We start from the raw sequence: 22,903 nt of genomic DNA, 5'->3' as shown, positions 1-22,903 counted from the left end.
TCCTACGTTTATTCATCTACTGAGATGTATGTTTCGTAAGAATTGTCCGCTTTTCTTTAATTAAAGTACAAATTGATCAACAAATTGAATTAGTTCTGCAATTTCAGGTTTACTAATTTGTGCATTCGCACCTACTCGTTCCCCTTTATGCTTCAAGTCGTCTGTAATTAAACTTGAGAAAATAATAACAGGTACATGCGCTAATTTAGCATTTTCTTTGATTTTCTTCGTTAAATGGTGACCATCCATTTGAGGCATTTCAATATCTGTTACAACGAGCTGAATTGTATCTTCAATATTCCCTGCTTCAGATGTTGCTTCTAAAAATGCATAGGCATCTTTACCATTTTCAAAGAATTCTAAATTTACGTATCCCGCTTCATGCATCGTATCATTTAATAGTTTACGAAGTAATGGTGAATCTTCCGCAATTAGAATGCGTTTTTCTGAGCGATTACGCTCACCCAACTTTTTAACCGAATTCACATTAATACCTGTTTCAGGATTAATTTCTAAAATGATTCGTTCAAAGTCGAGTAGTAGTAGCATTGCATCATCACGTTTGATCACACCAATGACTTGTGAGGTACCATTTTGATACATATCTGATGGCTTCTCGATCTGTTCCCATGAAATACGGTGAATCATTGAAACATTGTCGACATGGAATACTACACGCTGTTTATTAAATTCAGCGACGATATATTTATGCTGATTGCTGCGCTCAGAGTGTGTTAGACCCAGTACACGCTTCATATCAACAACGGGTAGTACTTCGCCACGCAATTGAATAATTCCTTCTACATATTCATGTGCATGTGGAATGAATGTGACAGGTATTGGCTGAATAATCTCTTTTACTTTAATTACATTGATTCCAAATTTATTTGAACCGACCTCAAACTCAACAATTTCCAGTTCATTTGTACCACTTTCTAATAAAATTCCTTTTGATTTCATGCTTTGTCGTCCTCCATATACGTTAATATTAAAACCATTGTACCATATCGAACGATAGTCAAATAGACTTGAGTTAGATAGTTTTAAGTTTTTTCATATGGATAATTAGACCAATAAGTGTCATAACCACTAATGATAATAAAGCAATCCTACTGGCAACAGCACCTTGAGAACGTAGCATAAAGGTAATGGAACCATAAATGGCTGGCCCAATAATAGCAGAAATTTTTCCTGAGAATGCAAATAAGCCGAAAAATTGACCTTGTTTTTCTTTTGGTGATAGTTCAATAATATACGTTCGTGACGTCACCCAAATCGCACCGAGAGAGATACCAAAAAAACTACCTGCAATCCAAAACATCCATTGTTCTGTTGCGGCGGCTGCGATGATTAATGCAATAACCATTAAGAGAGCAACATACGTCACTGCTCGATTAGCACCTGATTTTTTTGTAATATATCCAAAGGCAAATGAACCGATAATCGCTGCGACTGTGGAAACTAAATAAAGTAGAATAAACTGCCCTGATGTGAATGCTAAAACTGCTGCAGCATATACTGCCATCATTGCAATCGTTGTAGCAAGTGCATCATTAATGAAAAAGTATGCAATCATAAATTTAAAGATTGTACGATGTTGGCGCATTTCTTTAAATGTTTGAATGATTTCTTTATATCCTGTTAAAAAACGAACTTTTTTTCTATTTTCCTTTGGTATCGGTTGATCACGATTAATAAAGAATAGCGGTAATGAAAATAATAAGTATAAAATAGCTGTTGGAATAAAGGCACGTGCATAGTTGCCATCATTCACAAGTAAGTACACGAGTAGACCGAAGATGGTGCCAAGATAACCGACTGCAACACCAAAACCAGAGATAAGCGGCATATCTTCCGATTTTCCTAAGTCGGGCATCATTGCATCATAAAAAACAAGACTCGAATTATAAAAGAATTTTGCAATGACAAAACAAATGACGACAATAAATAGGCTTAGCGGAACGCCACCCATCGTCGATTGTAAGTTCATTTCACCAAAAACCCCCATCATAAATGTAAAGAAGATGGATGTAGAGGCGAACCAGACAATGACTTTTTTCTTATAACCCGTTTGGTCAATCCATACGCCAAACAGGGGTGAAAAAATAACGAGTAATAAACTCGCTACTGCGTTTGCATATGAGATAAAAGTACTTGCTAGTTGCTGTTTTTCTTCATTCGTTCCTAACACTTCATCTATATAAAAAGGGAAAAATACGGTGTTAATATTCGATGAAAAAATGGTATTTGCAAAGTCATACAGAGCCCATGAAATAATGGGTAATGAAGCATAAATCGCCCATGAAGAGCTTCTTTTACGTTGTTTTGCTTCGATATTCTCCGCCTCCTCTTTCATATTATTTCATAATATTTCATATTAATGTTTATTTATGGCTATTATTTACAATATATTCACATTTTATTTACAAAAAAATGAACACCTAACAAATGGAGTTCATTTTTTTGATTTTCTTCCTATATAGTATTCTTTAATTATTCATCCGTTTTTTCCTTTCGCCATGAATAGACGAACCACCATACAGAACAGGCTATATAGTAACAAAACATGGAGAGCATCGCTATTTCTACATGAACCCATTGCTCATTAAATTGCGTGTAGATGACAAAGCTTCCTACATATAATATAGGGATTACAATAAATAACACTGCAAATCCCATAAGAGATGGTGTTGAGTTACTTTTTTTCATTTTCTTCTACGATTTGTAGTATTTGATAATAGTCTGTGTTCCTTTTTCTTGAAGTCCTTGCTCTGCCAATTCATCATACATTTTCTTCGCTAGTTGTAAGCCTGGTAGTTGTAAATCCATTTGCTCGGCTTCTTCTAAAGCAATACGCATATCTTTTAAAAAGTGCTTAACATAAAAACCTGGCTCTAAATCGCCTTTAATCATGCGCGGTGCCAAGTTACTTAGAGACCATGAACCTGCTGCTCCTGCTGAAATAGATTGAAGCACTGTATCTAAATCTAATCCTGCACGTTTACCATATACAAGCGATTCTGCTACACCAATCATATTTGTCGCAATGGCAATTTGATTACACATCTTCGTATGTTGTCCTGCTCCTGCTAAACCTTGATAGACGACATTTTGACCGAATACTTTGAAAATGGAGAGCGCACGTTCAAATGCTTCTTTTTTTCCACCAACCATAATAGATAATGTACCGTTCTTCGCACCGACGTCTCCACCAGATACGGGCGCATCAAGTGCGTCAATATGACGTTCTGCTGCAAATGTTGCAATCTTTTTAGCAAGTGTTGGTTGAGAAGTAGTTAAGTCAATCACGAGTGTCCCTTCTTTTGCTGTTTTAAAAATTCCTGTCTCACCGAAGTAAACTTCTTCTACATCAATCGGATCGCCAACCATCGTGAAGACAACTTCTGCATTTTTTGTAGCATCTGCAGCTGTTTTATGCCAAACAGCACCTTCTTCTATTAAAGTTTGTGCTTTTGAAGCCGTTCTTGTAAAGATGTGGACTGCATAACCTGCTTGTAATAAGTGATGTACAATACTTGCGCCCATTACACCTGTACCAATAAAAGCTACATTTTTCTTTGTCATATTTGAACATCCTTTCACCTTTGATTTCTTTAGTATACCGAATCTAAGCAAAAAAAAATAGCAGATAGAGTTATCTGCTAAAGAAAGGGGGAAATGAGATTGTTGCTGTGTTCTTAAATATAGTTCCACCCTTTTGAATATTTTAAACCCACATTTTTAAAATTTCTTCATTAATGGATATCATAATCAATTGATTTAATTTTCATTTCGTACTCTGTGCCTACTTGTTGGAGCTGATAAAGATTAAGTAGATCATCTAGTTTTCGACTTAAACGAATTGTTTCTGCATTCAAAAAACCTTTTTCTAGTCCACATTGAATCATTTTTTCGCGTGTTTGTTCTAACTTTTTTAATACTACTTCCGACATTATCTTCACCCCACCTCTCGTAACCACGTTCATTATTATACTAGTATTCCCAACTTTTCGGAAATGAAATTTTCGACACCATTCGACATTTTAACTTCTTTCTTTTTCTAAATATTCATAGACAACTTTTCCACCTTGTTGCGCTATCCCTCGAAAACGCTTAAAATCTTCTCTTTCTACGATTAATTCTCTAAATTCATAAAAATCATTTTTACTGACTTCTATTTTCTTTATTTCACCATTAACTAATTTATTTATCATTTCTGGTATATTTTCCATTGTAAAAACTTCCTTTTTTAATTTTTTTATTTCTTAGTAAATTATTTTACATTTCGAGCCTTTTCATGCAAAATGTAAGTAATTAGAAATTGAAGGGAATGTTGCATAATGAAAATCGCAGATATCGGCAATATCATCGAATTCCACGACGGTTTAAGAGGACGAGTTGAAAAAGTAAACGAGAACTCTGTTATAGTAGATTTAACGATTATGGAAAACTTTCGCCACCTTGATTTAGAAGAAAAAACAGTAATTAATCATAAACGCTACAAAATTGTAAATTCAGGTGTTCCGCTTTAATGAACTACATGATACACTAAAGCCGTTCTTTTTAACATGAAGAATGGCTTTTTTATTTGGAGGTGATTAGATGATACAACGTGCAGACAAAACGACACTTTTGCTTTTTGCCCTTATTGTATTAATCATTATGATTATTTCTTTTCAGTATACACCCATTTTTTGGTTTAGTTATACTAATTTGCTTGGAATTGGAATTATTTTCGCTTTTTTCTTTGGCAATCTGATGAACAAACAATCTTTACCTCGTTCACTATTCATTGGGATTCCGATTGGTGTAATTGGCTATTTTACTGCAATAAGTATTTATAACATACTCGCATACATTTCACCAGTTGCTTTTCAAAATGTGAAGGAGCTACTTGAAATCTATTCTCCTACTGCCATCTGGCAATATGCTGCATTACTTATTGTTATTGTTTTAGGGGAAGAAATGATTTGGCGTGTATATTTACAGCAAGAATTAAAAAAGATGGTCTCAAAAAAATGGGCTGTTCTGATATCAGCAATTCATTTTGGATTACCTTTACTCATTTGTGGTTTTTATATAGGAGCCATTGCGGCATTCTTATCGGGTATTATTTTCGGAGGATTATATGAATGGCTGAAAAGTTTACCGATAGTTTTCATTGCACATATAACAATGGTAATCTTCCTTTTCCTTTTATTCCCACTCACTTGATTTCTTTAAACATTATTTAAAATAAAAAGCTGAGAGTCTATTCTTATGACTCATCAGCTTTTTATGATTAATAAGATAAATCTTTAATCGACAATCCTAATTTTTTCAATAGTTGAATCGCTTGTTCTTTTTCCTCGCTTGATAAGCCATTCGTCAACTCATGCAGCTGCTGTTCATGGCGTGGGAATAATTCTGCCATGAATGCTTCGCCCTCACTTGTAATGTCTGCATATGTAATGCGACGATCGGATGGACAAGCCGTTCGTGTAATATAGCCACGCTTCTCTAACTTGTCGACAACATATGTAATCGAGCCACTCGCAAGCAAAATTTTCTGTCCAATCACTTGTAGTGGTTGGCGTCCTTTATGATATAATAGCTCTAACACTGCGAATTCTGTCGGATTTAATTTATTCTCTTGAAAAAATTGATTCGTTACTTCGTTAATTGCCTTATGTGCGCGCGATAGCACAATATATAACTTTAAAGACTGCTTTATTTCCTCAGAAGCCATCGTCTCTCATCCTTTTCTTACATTTCATTTCATTCATTATATCTGTTTAGCGATTTGATTGTCAAAACACGATATTTTCACGCAATTTATTTCTTAAAAGATTCATTTGTTGTATGACCTTTTCACTGTTACAATTAACATATTCTTTTTAGAAGGGGAGTTCTAATTGAATATTCTATTAGCAACATTGAATGCAAAGTACATTCATACTAACACCGCAATCCGCTATTTAAAAGCGTATGCACAGCCTGAGTTTGATCCTGCTCTTGCTGAATTTACAATTAAAGATCCATCGTTTAATATCGTATCTGATATTTTTCAAAAAAAACCTGACGTTGTCGGATTCAGTTGTTACATTTGGAACATTGAAGAAACAATTCGTGTCATCCGTATGTTGCGTAAAGTGAGTCCACATACAAAAATTATTTTAGGTGGACCTGAAGTATCCTATGATGTTCATGACTGGTTACATCGCTTAGATGGACTTGTGGACTTCATTATTATGGGCGAAGGTGAGCATTCCTTTAAACAGTTACTACATCATCTAAACGGTGACATTCCGTTAGAAGATGTACCAGGTATTTGTTATTTACTAGATGATAAAATGAAAATCCACGCACAGCCTCCAAAGATTGATTTACGTGAGCTACCAAGTATTTTCCGCTTTGAAGAAGACCACGCAGAAATTCCAAAACGAATTGCCTATGTTGAGACATCTCGTGGCTGTCCTTTTAGTTGCCAATTTTGTCTTTCTTCTATTGAAGTGGGCGTTCGTTATTTTAACCGCGAAAAAATCAAAGACGATATTCGCTATTTAATGGACCAAGGCGTTCGTACGATTAAATTTGTTGACCGTACATTTAACATTAGCCGTAGTTATGCAATGGATATTTTCCAGTTCTTAATTGATGAACATCAACCAGGTGTTGTATTCCAATTTGAGATTACAGCGGACATTATGCGCCCTGAAGTCATTCAATTCTTAAACGAAAATGCACCAGCTGGATTATTCCGTTTTGAGATTGGTGTACAATCGACGAATGATGAAACGAATGATTTAGTAAAACGTCGCCAAAACTTTGAAAAGTTAGCGCGTACTGTCACGATGGTAAAAGAAGGCGGAAAAATCGACCAACATTTAGATTTAATCGCTGGCTTACCTGAAGAAGATTACAATAGTTTCCGTAAAACATTCAATGATGTATTTGCGATGCGTCCTGAAGAATTACAACTAGGCTTCTTAAAGTTACTTCGTGGGACTGGTCTTCGTTTACAAGCTGAACAATACGGCTACGAATATGTCGATATGGCTCCATACGAAATCTTCGCGAACAATGTACTCGACTTCGATGATATTTTACGAATCAAACAGACCGAGGATATTTTAGAGAAGTATTGGAATGATCATCGTATGGACCGTACACTCGAATATCTGGTAACACATGTATTCGAAACACCATTCGACTTCTTCCAACAATTCGGTACGTATTGGGATGAACAGGGCTGGTCGAAAATAGGTCATCAATTAGAAGATTTATTTAAACGTTTATTACAGTTCTTAGAATCATGTAATGAGCCGAAACTACCGATTGTGAAGCAAATTATGCAATATGATTATTTATCAACACAAAAATTCCAACCTCGTAAACCTTGGTGGGAACAAGCGATTGAAAAAGATGAATTAAAAATGATTTATGCGCAACTAAAAGAACGCCCTGAAATTGCAGGAGATGCCTTTGTTGCACTTGGTTTAAATGAAAAGGAATTGTTTAAACATACCTTCATTTTGCCATTTAATATTTCAATCGATTCGCTTGAACAAGCACATGCAACAAAAGAAGAAGGCTACTTAGTCACAACATTCCAAAAAGATGGTACACCACTATTTTCTAAAGTTGTGAAAGATGCTATCCATTCAATGTAACCAAAAAAGACAATCCACAGTTTAATGTGTGGACTGTCTTTTTTATGCTTTTTTCATTAACCGATAATAACGCGCTCTTTCGGATAGTGATATTTCGGTTTTTCACTCTTACCACCTAATGAGTATAGGAATGAAATTAAGCCGACACGTCCAACGAACATGAGAATCATAATAATGACTTTACCTGGTGAAGAGAGGTCGCTCGTAATACCTAGAGACATACCACACGTACCGAACGCAGATGTAATTTCAAAAATGATTTGCAATAATGTCGCATTTTTCTCTGTTAATAATAAAATCATTGTAGATACAAGCACCATCGTTGTTGCTAAAATAATAACAACATAGGAGCGAAATACATCAATTGTATAAATTTCGCGTCCAAACACTTGAATGTCGTCTTTTCCACGTGCAAAGTTAATGAGGAATAGTACAGCGATGGCAAAGGTCGTTGTTCGAATCCCCCCACCAACAGAGCTTGGGGACGCACCAATGAACATCATAAAACTTAAAAAGATATTCGTTGTATCCGTAAACTGCGCAACATCGAGCGTTGTTAAACCAGCCGAGCGCGTGGATACGGAATGGAACATACTTGAGAACAGCATTTTATGCCACGACATATCTTTAAACGAATTAAATGCCTCGACAATTAAAATGACAAATGTACCGACTAAAAATAAAATCGCATATGTTGTTGTTGTAATTTTTGTGAATAAAGAAAAACGAAATTTTTTCGGGTCTTTATTCATTAAGAAATATTTCACTTCAATTAGTACAGGGAAACCAATCGCACCAAGTGTAATTAAAATCATATTAATCGTTTGTACGAAATAGTCATCTGCATACGGTGCTAGTGACTCTCCTGTAATATCAAAACCACCGTTCGTTGTCGCTGATACGGCAGCAAACACGCCATGTAACAGTGCTTTTAAAAATGTATCGTAATACTGTAAAAAATACAGTGTTAAAATAAGCGCTCCTACTAATTCAATGACAAATAAGTTTTTAATAATCTCTTTAATTAAATTAACAACGCCCGATAAATTATATTGGTTGTGGTCAACCATAATTAATTGACGTTCACGCAGACCAATTTTCTTACCGACAATTAACCAAACGAATGTACCAAGCGACATAATACCGATTGCGCCTAATTGTAGTACGACGAGTAGCATGACGATTCCAAACGTTGTGTAAGTCTCACTAATATTGAATACTGTCAGACCTGTTACACTTACAGCACTCACCGCTGTAAATAAGCTATCTAATAAGGAAACATGTACGCCTTCTTTATGTACGCCAGGCAAAATAAGTAATACGAATGATATTGCAATAGCAATAAAATAATATGACACGATTGCTTGGAACGGTGTTGAGCGTTTACTAATGTCTTTCGCAGTGCCCATTCTCATCGATCCTCTCTATTCATAATCCTCTATACATTAAATCAATTTTACAACTACCTATTGTAACGCACTTTATTTGGTTAGAAAACTTTTTTATTTATCCTATTTTTTCGTATTTTAACATCTTATACCCTTCTATATATCGTTTATATCCTATCAAAAAGAAAAGAGGCTAGGAATACACCTAACCTCTTATCCAGTATTTCTGTATTACGATGTGTGGTCTTGCTTTTTCGCACCACGTACACCTGTAATGTAACCAATCACTGCGATTCCTACTAATACTGTCCAGAAAATTAATTTCCAAGCAGTAGAGTGTGGGAAGTGCTCATCTAAAATTTGTACGTTTGGATGTGCAAGTGTCATAACCGTTAATTTTACACCAACCCAACCAACGATGACGAACGCTGCTGTTTCAAGTTGTGGATACTTCTCAAGAATTTTAACGAACCATTGTGCTGCAAATCGCATGATGACAAGACCGATTACACCACCAAGGAACATGACAATGAACTGACCACCGTTGATTCCACCAATTGTGAAATCACCTAAAGCTGGTAATGTAACAGCTAAAGCAACTGCTGCTAACATCGAATCAATTGCGAACGCGATATCTGCTGCTTCAACTTTTACGACGGTCATCCAGAAACCAGATTGTTTTTCCGGCTTCTTAACCGCTTCATCTTCTGGATCTTTTTTCTTCTTCGAGTCATAAATGTGCTTAATTGAGATGAATAGTAAGTAAGCTGCACCTGCTGCTTGTACGAACCACCAGTCGACAATTAATGTAATCATGAATAAGGCTAAGAAACGGAATACGAATGCTCCAAGTAATCCGTAGAATAAAGCTTTCTTTCTCTGAGCTAACGGTAAGTGTTTTACCATAACCGCCATAACAACCGCGTTATCAGCCGCAAGTAAACCTTCTAAACCGACAAGTACAAGTAATACCCAACCATACTCTAATAATATTTCCATATAGGTTCCTCCTTTTGCTACAAACAAAAAAGACCCATACCTAAAAAATAGGCAAAGGTCTCACTTAGCAAATTTAAATGCTCTTGTAACCGATGGCTTTTGACCATGTATTGACGACTACAAGTGTAGAACAAAAATTGTTCTATAGCTACTCCCCTTTGACAACTGTCAAAGTCTTATTCGTTTGTTTATAGGAATAGTATAACGGATTTTAAGTTTGCTGTAAACTTATTTTGCTTCTAACGAATGTTTAGCTCTTTTAATAATTGTTCTACACATTCCTCTACACTATACTTCTCAGAATTAAGAATAATCTCAGGATTCAATGGTTCTTCATATGGAGATGAGATGCCTGTAAATGATGGAATCTCTTGTTTACGTGCCTTCTTATACAATCCTTTCGGGTCACGTTCTTCACATGCTTCAATTGAACACTTGACATATACTTCGATAAATTCGCCCTCACCTACTAAGTCGCGAACAGTTTGACGATCTTCTCGAAATGGTGAGATGAATGCAGTTAATACATATTGACCGCTATCAATAAATAATTTTGCTACTTCTCCAATACGACGAATATTCTCTTTTCGCGCTTCATCACCAAAACCTAAATCGCTATTTAAACCTTGGCGGATATTATCACCATCAAGAACATACACTTGGCGATTCAAATCAAATAAACGACGAGAAAAGGCATTGGCAATCGTTGATTTACCTGAAGCTGATAAGCCTGTAAACCATACAATTTTCCCTTCGTATCCGTTCTTCTGTTGACGTTCTTCTTTTTGAATGGCGGCTTCATGCCATGTTAAATTTGTACTCATTCTGCTACCTCCTGCTTCATACCACGAATTAGCACTTCGACAACTTCTTTACGACTAAATGTCGGTGGTGGTGTAATACCATTGCGCAACATTTCACGTACTTTTGTTCCTGACAAAATAATATGGTCTTTTGCATCATGAGGACATGTTTTTGTTGTTGCCATTCCTTCACATGCCGAGCAGTAGAAGCTATGTTCAAATTTCAGCGGTGTAATACCTAATTCATCATTGGTAAATTGTTCAAAGATAATTTGTGCATCATACGTACCATAATAATCACCTACACCGGCATGATCGCGTCCTACAATGAAATGTGTACAACCATAATTTTTACGTACAAGCGCATGGAAAATTGCTTCACGTGGGCCAGCATAACGCATCGCAGCTGGGAAAATACCTAATTGCACACGATTTGTTGGATAGTATTTTTCTAATAATACTTCATAACTTTCCATACGAATCGTAGCTGAAACATCATCTGATTTTGTTTCGCCGACAAGTGGATTTAAAAATAGACCGTCAATCGTTTCAAGAGCTGCTTTTTGAATATATTCATGCGCACGGTGGACAGGATTACGCGTTTGGAATCCAACGACTGTTTTCCAGCCTTTTTCCGCGAAAATTGCACGTGTCTCAGCTGGTGTAAACGTATAATCTGCAAAAGCAGGTTGCTGACGCTTCGTTAAAACGACAGGTCCTCCTACATATACAGCTGGACGTTCAAATAACTTACGAACACCAGGGTGGTTTTGATCATCTGTTCCATATACATGACGCGCTTCTTCTTCTTTATTCGGTACATAAATCGACGCAATCTCAATCGCGCCATATGTTTCACCTTGATACACAAGCTTTGCCTCGTCACCCACTTGTAATGTTTTCGCTTGCTCATCTGAAATTGGTAATGTAATTGGAATACTCCATACTGTACCATCTGCTAGACGAATATTTTTCACAACCGATTGGTAGTCTTCTTCATTTAAAAACCCTTCGATTGGACTATAGCCACCAATGCCGATTAATTCTAAATCACTTAATGCAATCGCATCTAATTCAATCGTATGTTGAATATGTGCTGTTTGGTATTTTTCATTATAACGATTTACTAAAGTCATATTCTTTCTCCCCTATCCGTGTAATCCACACTCTGTTTTTCCTTTACCCTGCCATCTTCCTGAACGTAAATCATCCATTGTAAAGGCTGGAACTGTACACTTTTCACAACCAATTGATGGATAACCTTGGTCATGCAGTATGTTGTATGGTAAATCATATTTGGATACATAGCGCCAAACATCTTTCCATGTCCAATGAATAAGCGGGCAAATTTTGGTTGATTTAAAACGAGGATCATCATTTACAAACTCTGTTTTAGCACGCGTTTCAGATTGTTCGCGGCGCAAACCTGAAATCCATGCATCAGAAGCTTGTAGTACTTCTTGTAATGGTTCAATTTTACGGATATTGCAGCATTGATTTGGTGCTGTTTTCCATAATTCATCCCCATACTCACTCGCTTGTTGTTCTAATGTCAGTGTTGGTTTTTTCAATTCAATTTGTAATGTTGGATAACGTTCTTTTGTACGTTCAATCGTTTCATATGTCTCTTTGAAATGAAGGTCTGTATCAAGGAAAACAATTTTTGCATCTGGTTTTACTTGTGCAATTAAATGAATGAGGACAATCCCTTCAATACCAAAACTACATCCATAAACTAATTTGTCACCATATGTTTCATATGCCCATCTTAAAACTTCCAATGCCCCTTTTGTATCTGTGTCTTTTGAAAATAGGGGCGGTTTTATTTCGGCTTGTGTCATGTAGAACACTCCTTTCTAGTAAACGAAAAGGCGATTCAACCTACTATGTGCTAGTTAGGTTGAATCGCCTCCAGTTTTCTGGTTAGCTTTTCTTAAATGGAGTATATCATGTAATTCCGATAAATAAAATAGGTTTTTTGTAAATTCTTAGTTGACTTGTAGGGAATATGTGTTTATCGTATAACTAACAAAGTTAGCTGATCAGACAAACTGAAGGCTGTACACGGTAGTATTCGTGTGCAGTTTTCAGTTTTTTTTGAAGGAGGGATTTATACATGAAAAGAAAGAGTTTGCTTTTGATTCTTACTATCTTCTTATTAGCAGGTTGTTCGTCAAAAGCTTCGGAGAAAGAAATTCAGTTGTTAAACGTTTCCTACGATCCAACACGCGAACTATATCAAGGAATCAATACAGCATTTGCGAAAGAGTGGAAAGAAAAAACAGGACAAACTGTAACCATTCAGCAATCTCACGGAGGTTCTGGTAAACAAGGACGGGCAGTCATCGACGGGATTCGAGCAGATGTTGTCACGCTTGCACTTGCTTATGATATTGATGAACTGACAAAACATCGAGAACTCATTTCACCAAATTGGCAAAGTGCGCTCCCTGACCATTCGGCTCCTTACACATCGACGATTGTCTTCTTAGTCCGAAAAGATAATCCGAAAAAAATTCAAGACTGGTCTGATTTAATTCGCCCAGACGTTTCAGTTGTCACACCGAACCCTAAAACATCAGGTGGGGCGCGTTGGAATTACTTAGCAGCTTATGCATACGCAGAAAAATATGAACAAGAAACAAACCTAACACCATTTGAGTTCATGCAAAAATTGTATGGGAATGTCGATGTACTTGATTCAGGAGCACGCGGGTCTACTACGACTTTTGTAGAGCGTGGGATCGGTGATGTACTCATCACGTGGGAAAATGAAGCCTACTTGTCATTAAAAGAGTTAGGTGCAGATGAATTCGAAATCATTACTCCTTCTCTTAGTATTTTGGCGGAACCACCTGTTACAGTTGTCACAAAAAATGCGAAAAAGCGTGGTACGGAAAAAGTCGCAACTGCTTATTTAAAATTCTTGTATACAAAAGAAGGTCAAGAAATTGCAGCAAAAAATTTCTATCGACCTCGTGACCCAGAAATTTTAAAGCAATATGAAAAACAATTCCCACCACTTCAACTTGTTACGATTGAAGACTTTGGTGGTTGGCAAAAAGCACAAAAAACACATTTCCAAGACGGTGGTTTATTCGACAAAATTTATCAATAAGAAAGTGGTGATTAAATGGCTTCACTTACAGCAAAAAAACAAAAAGCTTTTCGACTTCCGGGTTTTAAACTCTCATTCGGCTTCACAATCTTTTATGTTAGTTTATTAATTTTATTACCGTTATCGATGATTCTTCTGCATTCGCTTCAATTGACATGGGGAGAATTTTGGACGATTATTTCAGATCCGCGTGCCGTCGCCTCCTATAAGTTAACGATTGGTGCATCACTTGTGGCAGCGCTCATCAATGTCGTTTTCGGTACGATTATTGCATGGGTTCTTGTTCGCTATACATTTCCGCTTAAGTCTTTAATGGACGGGCTTGTTGATTTACCTTTCGCATTACCAACAGCTGTTGCGGGGATTGCGCTAACAGCTCTTTATGCACCCAATGGATGGATTGGTCAATTTTTCGATTTCAAAATTGCTTTCACACCGCTTGGTATTATGATTGCTCTTACGTTTATTGGACTGCCTTTTGTTGTTCGTACAGTTCAGCCTGTACTTGAAAGCTTTCGTATTGAGGAAGAAGAAGCTTCAGCTAGTCTTGGTGCAAATCGTATGCAGACGATTCGTCACGTCATCTTCCCTACACTCATTCCAGCAATTATGACAGGCTTTACTTTAGCTTTTGCGCGTGCATTAGGTGAATATGGTTCGGTTGTTTTTATCGCTGGTAATATGCCGATGAAGACAGAGATTACACCATTATTCATCATGACAAAATTAGAACAATATGATTATGTAGGAGCGACTGCCATTGCTTCGGTTATGCTAATTGGTTCATTCTTCTTTTTACTCACGATGAATATCATTCAATGGCTCATTCAACGTAAATATACAAAGAGAGTAGGTGCATAATATGACAGAGAACGTACTCGAACAACCACATACTTTACCAAAAGTGAAGACAGATTCACCTACGAGTGAACCGAAGTGGATTCGCCGCTCATTAATTACGATTAGTGTACTTTTTTTATCTCTTTTCTTATTATTACCGCTTGTCATGATTTTTATGACAGCTTTTCAAAAAGGTGTAGATGTCTATTTAGCATCCATTACGAATAGCGAGGCGCTTTCTGCTATTCGACTGACATTCCTTGTCGTATTAATTGTTGTACCATTGAATACATTATTCGGTGTACTGAGTGCATGGCTTATTTCAAAATATCATTTTAAAGGTAAAAATATACTCTTAACGCTCATCGATTTACCCTTTGCTGTATCACCTGTGATCGCCGGTTTAATTTTCGTCTTATTATTCGGCGCACAAGGGTTATTCGGTGAATGGTTACTTGAGCGAGATATCTTTATTATTTTCGCACTACCTGGCATTATTTTAGCGACATTGTTTGTGACGGTTCCTTTTGTGGCGCGTGAACTCATTCCACTTATGCAGGCACAAGGGCAGTCAGAAGAAGAAGCTTCACATTCACTTGGTGCAAATGGTTTTCAAACCTTTATACGCATTACACTTCCGAAAATTAAGTGGGGTTTATTATATGGTGTGATTCTATGTAACGCACGTGTCATTGGTGAATTCGGTGCAGTATCTGTCGTATCTGGTCATATTCGCGGCTTAACGAATACGATGCCCCTACACATCGAAGTTTTATATAACGAATACCAATTTACAGCAGCATTTGCGGTGGCATCACTCATGTCGCTACTCGCACTCGCAACAATCATCGCAAAAAATATCATCGAATGGCGTACGAAGGAGGTTTCTAAATGAGTATTGAGTTAAGAGAAATTGATAAACATTTCGGTCAGTACCATGCACTACAAAAAATTTCACTATCGATTCAACCTGGTGAATTAGTCGCTTTATTAGGTCCATCCGGTTCTGGGAAAACAAGCCTTCTTCGAATTATTGCTGGACTTGAAACATTAGATGAAGGAACGATTCTATTCGACCAAAAAGAAGTTGTACATCTTAGCGCTAAAGAGCGAAATATCGGTTTTGTGTTTCAACATTATGCTTTATTTAACCATATGACTGTTTTTGATAATGTCGCATATGGTTTAAAAGTAAGACCGAAAAAACTACGTCCATCTAAAAAAGAAATCGAAGATAAGGTAATGGAGTTACTCGCGCTCGTTAAATTAGAACATTTTGCGAAACGCTACCCTTCACAATTATCAGGAGGGCAGCGTCAACGTGTGGCTCTTGCACGCGCACTTGCCGTTGAACCAAAAGTGTTACTACTCGACGAACCATTTGGCGCACTCGATGCGAAAGTAAGAAAAGATTTGCGCAGATGGCTACGAAAATTACACAATGACTATCATATTACCTCTATTTTTGTAACACATGACCAAGAGGAAGCACTTGATGTAGCCGATCGGATTGTTATTATGAATGAAGGTCGTATTGAACAAATCGGCTCCCCTGTTGAAGTATATGAAAATCCTGCTTCACCGTTCGTTTATGATTTCCTGGGAAATGTGAACCTCTTTAAAGGAAGATTACGAAAAGGCGAACTCATTAATGGCGACTTCTCATTCAAAGTTCCAGGGTCTAACCTTGATTCCGAACAAGAAACAGTTGGTTATGTTCGTCCACATGATGTCGCAATTGAAAAAGAAGTAAGACCGAATACAGTAAAAGCAACCGTCCTACATATTCATCCAATCGGTGCGACAATTCATATTGAATTACATCGACCTGATACGAATGACTATTTAGAAGCAGAAATTACAAAAGAATTCTTCACTCAACTTGCCATTGAAAAAGGTGATACAGTCTACATCCATCCAAAACAATTAAAAGTATTTGTGCCTGAAGACTTTTCAATCTAATAAAAAATCCAAATGTTTGAGTAATCGGTAAAATACCGACACATCATACATTTGGATTTTTTAATAAACCACTTTATTTTTACCAGTATTTTTACAGATATATAAATTTTGATTAGCTGCGTTAATTCTTTCATTCACAGTTGCATATTGTGTTTTACATTCATGTGTTGCGACTCCAATACTCACTGTAATAAGGCCATAATCACTCGCAGCTTGTTGTAAATTTTGATATGCAATACGAGATTTTATTTTTTCAGCGATTGCTGTAGCTTGTTCGTTTGAATAGTTCGGTAGCACAATGGCGAATTCTTCTCCTCCATAGCGTGCTAGAACGCCTTCTTTTGGTACGACTTTAGACATACCCCTTGCAAGATATTGCAATAATTAATCCCCTTCAATGTGTCCTTAAAAATCATTGTACTTTTTAAAATCATCCACATCTAAGATTAACATGGAGAGCGAAGCATGTTCTTTGATTACTTCCGCAAATGCTTTTTCTATATATTCATTAAAATAATGTCGATTGCCATTAGTTGTCCTACAAAACAGCTTGGAATCTTGATATATGTAGAAAATGTTGCAGAAGCATCGTCTCGATTAAATAATTGACTGAATTCAATTGGAATTTTTGTAGTTGGCAATATTATATACGCTTGTTTCATCTCATTTGGCGTACGAATACCTTCAATATACCTCCAATCACCTTCCAAAGATGCCTTATTTTGTTGTGCCAAATATGTATTCAAATTTACATCGTGTACTTCTTTTTCAGAACTACTGGCAGTTGAAGGATCAATCAAGAATATGAAACAGATTAAAAAAATAGCATATAGCTATCTGTAATTCATGCAGTGCCCTCCAGTTCATATCTATTTATTTTTATTAATATGTTAATAATCCCTTACGAAACATACATCGGTTGAAAAGTGTATTTTTTCAGTTCATTTTGAATTTTTTCATTTATTAAGTATCTTATTACTATTTTCTTCAATTATACGGTAATTATTTTCCTTTTTGTGTATGAAAAACACAACAAAAAAACCACCCTTGGAAAGGATGATTTTTAAAATAATTTCATTGTAATATACAGTCCTAGTAATGTTACAAGTAGAATTGGGATTGTACAAATAAACCCAATCTTTATGTAACGAATCCAAGAGATTTGAATCCCTTTAAGTGACAATACATGAAGCCAAACCAATGTTGCAAGTGAACCAATTGGTGTCATTTTTGGGCCTAAGTCCGAGCCAATTACATTCGCATAAATGAGTGTATCTCGAATAACAGGTGTCGTATTCACTTCTTGAATTGCTAATGACTGAATCATAACAGTTGGTAAATTATTCATAATTGCTGATAAAATAGCCGATAAGAATCCCATACCAATTGTTGCGACGAATAATCCTTGATCTGCTAACCACTGAATCCATGTTGCAACGCCATGTGTCATTCCTGCGCTTCCTAGTCCGTACACGACTAAATACATTCCAATCGAAAAGAATACAATATTCCAAGGAGCCATTTTAATTATTTTTGTTGGACTTGAAAAACGGTATACTTTCATTTGAATAAGCAGAATGAATGCAACTGCTAAAACGATAAATGATACAGGAATACCTGTCCATTCACTCGAGAAGTAACCAATTAATAATAATAGTGACATCCACCATGATTGTTTAAAAAGGGATTGATGACGAATCGCATCTTTTGGTTCTGAAATTTGCGTTGCATCATATGTACGCGGAATCGCCTTTTTAAAATACCATAGTAAAATGATGATTGTTGCAAGTAGTGAAAAAAGGTTCGGAATAATCATATGAAGTGCATATTCTGCAAAACCAATTGAAAAATAATCTGCGGCAACAATGTTTACTAAGTTACTAATAACAAAGGGTAATGACGTCATATCTGCAATAAAACCACTTGCGATAATAAACGGGAAAATCATTTTTTCTTTAAAATTCAAATTACGCACCATCGCTAAAACGATTGGTGTCAAAATAAGAGCTGCTCCGTCATTCGCAAAAAATGCGGCAACAACTGCACCAAGTAAACAAATGTAGATATACATGCGAATACCATGACCACGAGCCAACTTTGCCATATGACGCGCTGACCATTCAAAAACACCGATTTCGTCAAGAATGATTGAAATCATAATAATACCGATAAATGCAAGTATTGCATTCCACGTAATACCGACAACCGACTTAAAGTCCTCCATATTCACAATACCTAATAAAAAAGCAATTGCTGCACCGGCACAAGCTGACCAGCCAATCCCTATATTACGTGGTTGAACAATGACAAAAAATAATGTCACGATAAATAATAGTAAAGCAATCCAAAAATCAAACATAATTTCCTCCTACCTATTTTGAACACGATGATTGAATCGTAATAGGTTCTAATTCATCTAGTACAGCTTGTATGACAGGTGATAATGAATCTACTAAACGATAGTAGCGCCAAGCCCCTTCTTTTCGCTCTTGAATAATAGATGCGTCTTTTAGTTTTTTCAATTGCTGACTGACAGCAGGTTGTGAAATTTGTAGTAATGGTACAAAATCACAGACACAACATTCTCCATTTTTTAAAGCGGCAAGTAATTTTAAACGATTGGCATCGCTTACTGCCTTTAGCTGTTGAATGAGTTGTTCTTGATTCATCTAAACCCTCCTTATATAAGCATCAACTTATATATTATATGAAAAATCTACTTTTTAAAAGAGATTCAAATAAAAAAACACACCTCTCTCATTTAGAAAGGTGTGTTTTCGTCTTATAGTAAGCTATATAAACGAATCTCTGGATATTTATCATTGAACCAACGCATTGCAAATTCATTTTCGAATAAGAATACCTTATTACCAAAACGATCATTTACAAGCATACTACGTGGTCCTGTCATTGAGTCTTTTACGTCTTCTTCATTTTCAATCCAACGGGCAATTTTCGAACCGATTGGTTGCATAACCACATCTACGTTATACTCATTCTTCATGCGGTTTTCAAATACTTCAAACTGTAATTGACCAACTGCTCCAAGAATTGTATCTTCTGTGTGTAATGTTTTATAGTATTGAATCGCACCTTCTTGTACTAATTGCTCAATACCTTTATGGAAGTGCTTTTGCTTCATGACGTTTTTCGCTGTTACACGCACAAATAATTCAGGTGTGAATTGCGGTAATTTTTCAAATTGGAATTTCTTTTTGCCGCCGACAATTGTATCACCAATTTGGTAGTTACCTGTATCATATAAACCGATAATATCACCCGCTACAGCTTCATCTGCTGTTTCACGGTCATCTGCTAAGAACGTTGTCGCCTGTGTTACTTTGAATGATTTCGCTGTACGTGTCATCGTTACATTCATACCACGCGTGAATTTACCTGATACGATACGAACGAATGCGATACGGTCGCGGTGAGCTGGGTTCATATTTGCTTGAATTTTGAATACGAATCCTGAGAATTCTTCATCTGTTGGTTCCACAATTGTTTCTTGTTCTGTTAAACGTGGTTGTGGACCTGGCGCAAACTTCAAGTATGTTTCAAGGAATGTTTGTACCCCGAAGTTTGTTAAAGCTGAACCGAAGAATACAGGTGTTAATTGACCTTTTGCAATCGCATCTTCAGAGAAGTCATTACCAGCTTCATCTAAAAGTAAAATATCGTCTAAAGCCTGTGTGTAGTAAGATGTTTTTGTCATATCATTCTCAACATCTACTCCACCTTCTGCATTTAAAGGAATGAATCGATCTTCTTCTTCTGTACGGAATTGTTCAATACGGTTATTGTAGCGGTCATAAATCCCTAAGAACTCTTTACCCATACCGATTGGCCAGTTCATCGCATATGTTTGAATGCCTAATACTTCTTCTAATTCTTCCATTAATTCTAGTGGTTCTTTACCTTGACGGTCTAATTTATTAATGAATGTGAAGATTGGAATACCACGCATACGACATACTTGGAATAACTTCTTCGTTTGTTCCTCAATCCCTTTTGCGGCATCGACAACCATGACTGCACTATCTACAGCCATTAATGTACGGTATGTGTCTTCCGAGAAATCTTGGTGTCCTGGTGTATCTAAGATGTTGATACGGCAATCTGCATAATCGAATTGCATAACAGATGATGTAACCGAAATACCACGTTGTTTTTCGATTTCCATCCAGTCAGATGTTGCGAATTTACCTGATTTTTTACCCTTTACTGTACCGGCATCGCGAATCGCACCACCAAAGTATAAAAGTTTTTCTGTAATTGTTGTTTTACCAGCATCGGGGTGGGAGATAATCGCAAAAGTACGACGTGATAAAATTTCTTGTTCTAATGTTGTGCTCATTATTTTGCTCCTTCTACTATCATATATTTTCATAAATGGTTGGTTGAAGGTTTGTCTACATCGGGTATCACCGTTCCTTACCTATGAGTTTGTATATGATTCGTTCATTATTTACGTTTCTAACCTTACAATTATATCAAAATTATCATATGAGAAAAACCCCTAAAGTAAAAGCACATCGAAGTGAACTACTCTCCACTTATAGAAGTGGGAGCTTCTTGGTCAATATACCCAATGGTACAAGTTTACCCAAGCTAATAAGGTAGTCCCTACCTCAAGTTATTACCAAAATTATAGGGCTAATTTCAGTAGATTTATGCTCGCATTTATATCTCTGTCGTGGATTGCGCCACATTCGGGACAAGTCCATTTTCTAAGTGCTAGATTTTTTACATCACTATTTTTATAACCACATTCTGAACAAAGTTGACTACTAGCATAGTTAGATGGAGCAATAACTATTTTTCTACCTTGCCAAGATGCTTTATATTCTAACATTATCCTAAATTCAGCCCAACTAACTTCACTTATTGCCTTAGCTAATTTATGATTTTTTAGCATATTTTTAACTCTCAAATCTTCTAAAACTATTACTTGGTTATCGCTAATAATTTTAGTTGATAATTTGTGTAGAAAGTCTTTACGTTGATTGGCTATTTTTTGATGTAGTTTAGCAACCTTTAATCTTGCTTTATATCTGTTATTACTTCCTTTAGTTTTTCTGCTCAAATCCTTTTGTAATTTAGCTAATTTCTTTTCAGATTTTCTAAGATTTTTAGGGTTGTCATATCTATCGCCATTGGAACATATAGCAAATTCCTTTAACCCAAGGTCAATGCCTATTTTATTATCATTCTTTGGTAGTTGACTATTTTCAGTATCTACTAATATTGAAATATAGTATTGATTGCTTGGTGTTTTAGATATAGTTGCAGATTTAATCAATCCTTTGAATTGCCTATGCAAAACTATTTTTATCTTAGATTTTAACTTAGGTATTTTTACATATCTCCCATCTATCCGAATAGTTCCCTTTTGATTATTAGTTGTATAACTAAATCTATTCGTTTTTTTAGACTTGAATTTAGGAAATCCTATGGACTTATCTCTAAAGAAGTTTTTATATGCTTTATCTAAATTCATTTGTGCATTAGCTAAAGCTAAACTATCTACTTCTTTTAACCACTCATATTCTTTCTTGTATTGAGCAGGTGTAGGGTATTTCATAGCTTTATTATCTAAATCTTTATTTTCTTCATAAGATTTAATTCTATCTGCTAACATTTTATTATAGATAAATCTAGTACAACCAAAGACTTTAGCAAGATATAATCTTTGTTCACTTGTTGGATATATCCTATACTTATAGGCTTTAAGCATTATCTCACCCCCTGTTTTTCAATATATTTTCTTACTACTTCAATAGGTGCTCCACCAGCAGTTAGTAAGCAATAACTTCTACTCCAAAAATATTCTTTCCATAACTGTTTTCTTATAGATGGATATTCCTTTTTTATAAGTCTACTACTTGCAGACTTATAAGCATTAAGGAATTTAGATATTTCTGTATTTGGTGTACCTCTGAATAGTAAGTGAACATGGTCTTTATCGTGATTCCATTCTTCTAAAGTTACATTATACTTAGGTGAAATATACTCAAATATTTCCTTTAATCTATTGGATATATCATCATCAATTACTTTTCTACGATATTTTATAACCAATACTAAGTGATATGATAACTTGAATACTGAATGGTTATTAGTGTCTAAATCCATTGATAT

General features: G+C 35.9%; 24 protein-coding genes and 1 pseudogene. 7 read left to right on the top strand and 18 right to left on the bottom strand.

Annotation, left to right across the window (positions count from 1 at the left end; translation table 11 throughout):
* Positions 1–60: 60 nt before the first annotated feature.
* From MHB75_RS01210 to MHB75_RS01190, 5 genes are all read right to left on the bottom strand, one after another.
* Positions 61–960 (bottom strand): chemotaxis protein, encoded by a 900-nt coding sequence (locus MHB75_RS01210; protein ID WP_141274517.1) that lies wholly within the window; start codon positions 958–960, stop codon positions 61–63.
* A 73-nt stretch (positions 961–1,033) separates the two neighbouring features.
* Positions 1,034–2,356: an MFS transporter gene (locus MHB75_RS01205; protein WP_340995378.1), complete on the bottom strand. Its 1,323-nt coding sequence runs from the start codon at positions 2,354–2,356 to the stop codon at positions 1,034–1,036.
* A 359-nt stretch (positions 2,357–2,715) separates the two neighbouring features.
* Positions 2,716–3,585, bottom strand: coding sequence for an NAD(P)-dependent oxidoreductase (locus tag MHB75_RS01200; RefSeq protein WP_340995376.1), 870 nt, complete (start codon positions 3,583–3,585; stop codon positions 2,716–2,718).
* Positions 3,586–3,755: 170 nt separating this feature from the next.
* Entirely contained in the window at positions 3,756–3,953 is a 198-nt protein-coding gene (locus MHB75_RS01195) for an aspartyl-phosphate phosphatase Spo0E family protein (RefSeq protein ID WP_068455285.1), read from the bottom strand.
* Between the two features lie 90 nt (positions 3,954–4,043).
* Positions 4,044–4,232 carry a hypothetical protein gene (locus tag MHB75_RS01190; RefSeq protein WP_087682387.1) on the bottom strand — a complete coding sequence of 63 codons (189 nt, stop codon included), beginning with the start codon at positions 4,230–4,232 and terminating at the stop codon, positions 4,044–4,046.
* Positions 4,233–4,340: 108 nt separating this feature from the next.
* Here MHB75_RS01190 and MHB75_RS01185 point away from each other — a divergent pair, with 108 nt between their 5' ends.
* Both MHB75_RS01185 and MHB75_RS01180 read left to right on the top strand, forming a co-directional pair.
* Positions 4,341–4,532, top strand: a complete 192-nt coding sequence (locus MHB75_RS01185) for a YkvS family protein (RefSeq protein ID WP_068455291.1) — start codon at positions 4,341–4,343, stop codon at positions 4,530–4,532.
* Positions 4,533–4,602: 70 nt separating this feature from the next.
* On the top strand, positions 4,603–5,214 hold the full coding sequence (locus MHB75_RS01180) for a CPBP family intramembrane glutamic endopeptidase (protein ID WP_141274514.1): 612 nt from the start codon (positions 4,603–4,605) through the stop codon (positions 5,212–5,214).
* Between the two features lie 67 nt (positions 5,215–5,281).
* Here the strand turns inward: MHB75_RS01180 and MHB75_RS01175 are convergent, their stop codons facing one another.
* Entirely contained in the window at positions 5,282–5,728 is a 447-nt protein-coding gene (locus tag MHB75_RS01175) for a MarR family winged helix-turn-helix transcriptional regulator (RefSeq protein ID WP_141274513.1), read from the bottom strand.
* A gap of 166 nt (positions 5,729–5,894) precedes the next feature.
* Here MHB75_RS01175 and MHB75_RS01170 point away from each other — a divergent pair, with 166 nt between their 5' ends.
* Entirely contained in the window at positions 5,895–7,652 is a 1,758-nt protein-coding gene (locus tag MHB75_RS01170) for a B12-binding domain-containing radical SAM protein (protein WP_340995369.1), read from the top strand.
* A 56-nt stretch (positions 7,653–7,708) separates the two neighbouring features.
* On the opposite strand, the gene MHB75_RS01165 is transcribed toward MHB75_RS01170, so the two are convergent.
* From MHB75_RS01165 to MHB75_RS01145, 5 genes are all read right to left on the bottom strand, one after another.
* Positions 7,709–9,061, bottom strand: a complete 1,353-nt coding sequence (locus tag MHB75_RS01165; RefSeq protein ID WP_087682385.1) for a TrkH family potassium uptake protein — start codon at positions 9,059–9,061, stop codon at positions 7,709–7,711.
* Between the two features lie 210 nt (positions 9,062–9,271).
* The gene (locus MHB75_RS01160; protein WP_141274511.1) at positions 9,272–10,039 is read right to left on the bottom strand and encodes a TerC family protein; all 768 of its coding nucleotides are present in this window, start codon (positions 10,037–10,039) and stop codon (positions 9,272–9,274) included.
* 239 nt (positions 10,040–10,278) lie between these two features.
* Positions 10,279–10,863, bottom strand: coding sequence for an adenylyl-sulfate kinase (gene cysC, locus MHB75_RS01155; RefSeq protein WP_340995366.1), 585 nt, complete (start codon positions 10,861–10,863; stop codon positions 10,279–10,281).
* Positions 10,860–11,978: a sulfate adenylyltransferase gene (gene sat, locus MHB75_RS01150; protein WP_141274509.1), complete on the bottom strand. Its 1,119-nt coding sequence runs from the start codon at positions 11,976–11,978 to the stop codon at positions 10,860–10,862. The genes cysC and sat overlap by 4 nt, the downstream gene beginning before the upstream one ends.
* 12 nt (positions 11,979–11,990) lie before the next feature.
* Positions 11,991–12,683 (bottom strand): phosphoadenylyl-sulfate reductase, encoded by a 693-nt coding sequence (locus tag MHB75_RS01145; protein ID WP_340995364.1) that lies wholly within the window; start codon positions 12,681–12,683, stop codon positions 11,991–11,993.
* 275 nt (positions 12,684–12,958) lie between these two features.
* On the opposite strand from MHB75_RS01145, the gene MHB75_RS01140 reads away from it, so the two are divergent.
* From MHB75_RS01140 to MHB75_RS01125, 4 genes are read left to right on the top strand one after another with little or no spacing between them, the layout of a single operon-like run.
* On the top strand, positions 12,959–13,960 hold the full coding sequence (locus MHB75_RS01140) for a sulfate ABC transporter substrate-binding protein (protein ID WP_340995361.1): 1,002 nt from the start codon (positions 12,959–12,961) through the stop codon (positions 13,958–13,960).
* A 15-nt stretch (positions 13,961–13,975) separates the two neighbouring features.
* Entirely contained in the window at positions 13,976–14,821 is an 846-nt protein-coding gene (gene cysT, locus MHB75_RS01135; RefSeq protein ID WP_121175787.1) for a sulfate ABC transporter permease subunit CysT, read from the top strand.
* 1 nt (position 14,822) lies between these two features.
* Complete coding sequence (cysW, locus tag MHB75_RS01130) at positions 14,823–15,695, top strand: sulfate ABC transporter permease subunit CysW (RefSeq protein WP_340995358.1); 873 nt, start codon at positions 14,823–14,825, stop codon at positions 15,693–15,695.
* A complete protein-coding gene (locus tag MHB75_RS01125; RefSeq protein WP_340995355.1) occupies positions 15,692–16,762 on the top strand; it encodes a sulfate/molybdate ABC transporter ATP-binding protein in 1,071 nt (356 codons plus the stop codon). The genes cysW and MHB75_RS01125 overlap by 4 nt, the downstream gene beginning before the upstream one ends.
* 60 nt (positions 16,763–16,822) lie before the next feature.
* Here the strand turns inward: MHB75_RS01125 and MHB75_RS01120 are convergent.
* The 7 genes and pseudogenes from MHB75_RS01120 to tnpA all read right to left on the bottom strand — a co-directional run bounded on the left by MHB75_RS01120 (position 16,823) and on the right by tnpA (position 22,897).
* Positions 16,823–17,239, bottom strand: a pseudogene (locus tag MHB75_RS01120) (GGDEF domain-containing protein).
* A 20-nt stretch (positions 17,240–17,259) separates the two neighbouring features.
* Positions 17,260–17,508 carry a hypothetical protein gene (locus tag MHB75_RS01115; protein WP_340995353.1) on the bottom strand — a complete coding sequence of 83 codons (249 nt, stop codon included), beginning with the start codon at positions 17,506–17,508 and terminating at the stop codon, positions 17,260–17,262.
* Between the two features lie 317 nt (positions 17,509–17,825).
* Entirely contained in the window at positions 17,826–19,121 is a 1,296-nt protein-coding gene (locus MHB75_RS01110) for an arsenic transporter (protein WP_340995351.1), read from the bottom strand.
* Between the two features lie 13 nt (positions 19,122–19,134).
* Positions 19,135–19,431 carry an ArsR/SmtB family transcription factor gene (locus tag MHB75_RS01105; protein WP_340995348.1) on the bottom strand — a complete coding sequence of 99 codons (297 nt, stop codon included), beginning with the start codon at positions 19,429–19,431 and terminating at the stop codon, positions 19,135–19,137.
* Positions 19,432–19,544: 113 nt separating this feature from the next.
* Positions 19,545–21,119 (bottom strand): peptide chain release factor 3, encoded by a 1,575-nt coding sequence (locus MHB75_RS01100; RefSeq protein WP_141274420.1) that lies wholly within the window; start codon positions 21,117–21,119, stop codon positions 19,545–19,547.
* Between the two features lie 291 nt (positions 21,120–21,410).
* Positions 21,411–22,499, bottom strand: coding sequence for an IS200/IS605 family element RNA-guided endonuclease TnpB (gene tnpB, locus MHB75_RS01095; protein ID WP_141274421.1), 1,089 nt, complete (start codon positions 22,497–22,499; stop codon positions 21,411–21,413).
* Positions 22,499–22,897 carry an IS200/IS605 family transposase gene (gene tnpA / locus MHB75_RS01090; RefSeq protein WP_141274422.1) on the bottom strand — a complete coding sequence of 133 codons (399 nt, stop codon included), beginning with the start codon at positions 22,895–22,897 and terminating at the stop codon, positions 22,499–22,501. The genes tnpB and tnpA overlap by 1 nt, the downstream gene beginning before the upstream one ends.
* Between the last annotated feature and the right edge of the window lie 6 nt (positions 22,898–22,903).

Source organism: Kurthia sp. FSL E2-0154, from assembly GCF_038003625.1.
Taxonomy (GTDB): Bacteria; Bacillota; Bacilli; order Bacillales_A; family Planococcaceae; genus Kurthia; species Kurthia gibsonii.
Note: the sequence above shows the minus strand (reverse complement) of the source record. Positions and strands in the feature narration are given on the sequence as shown.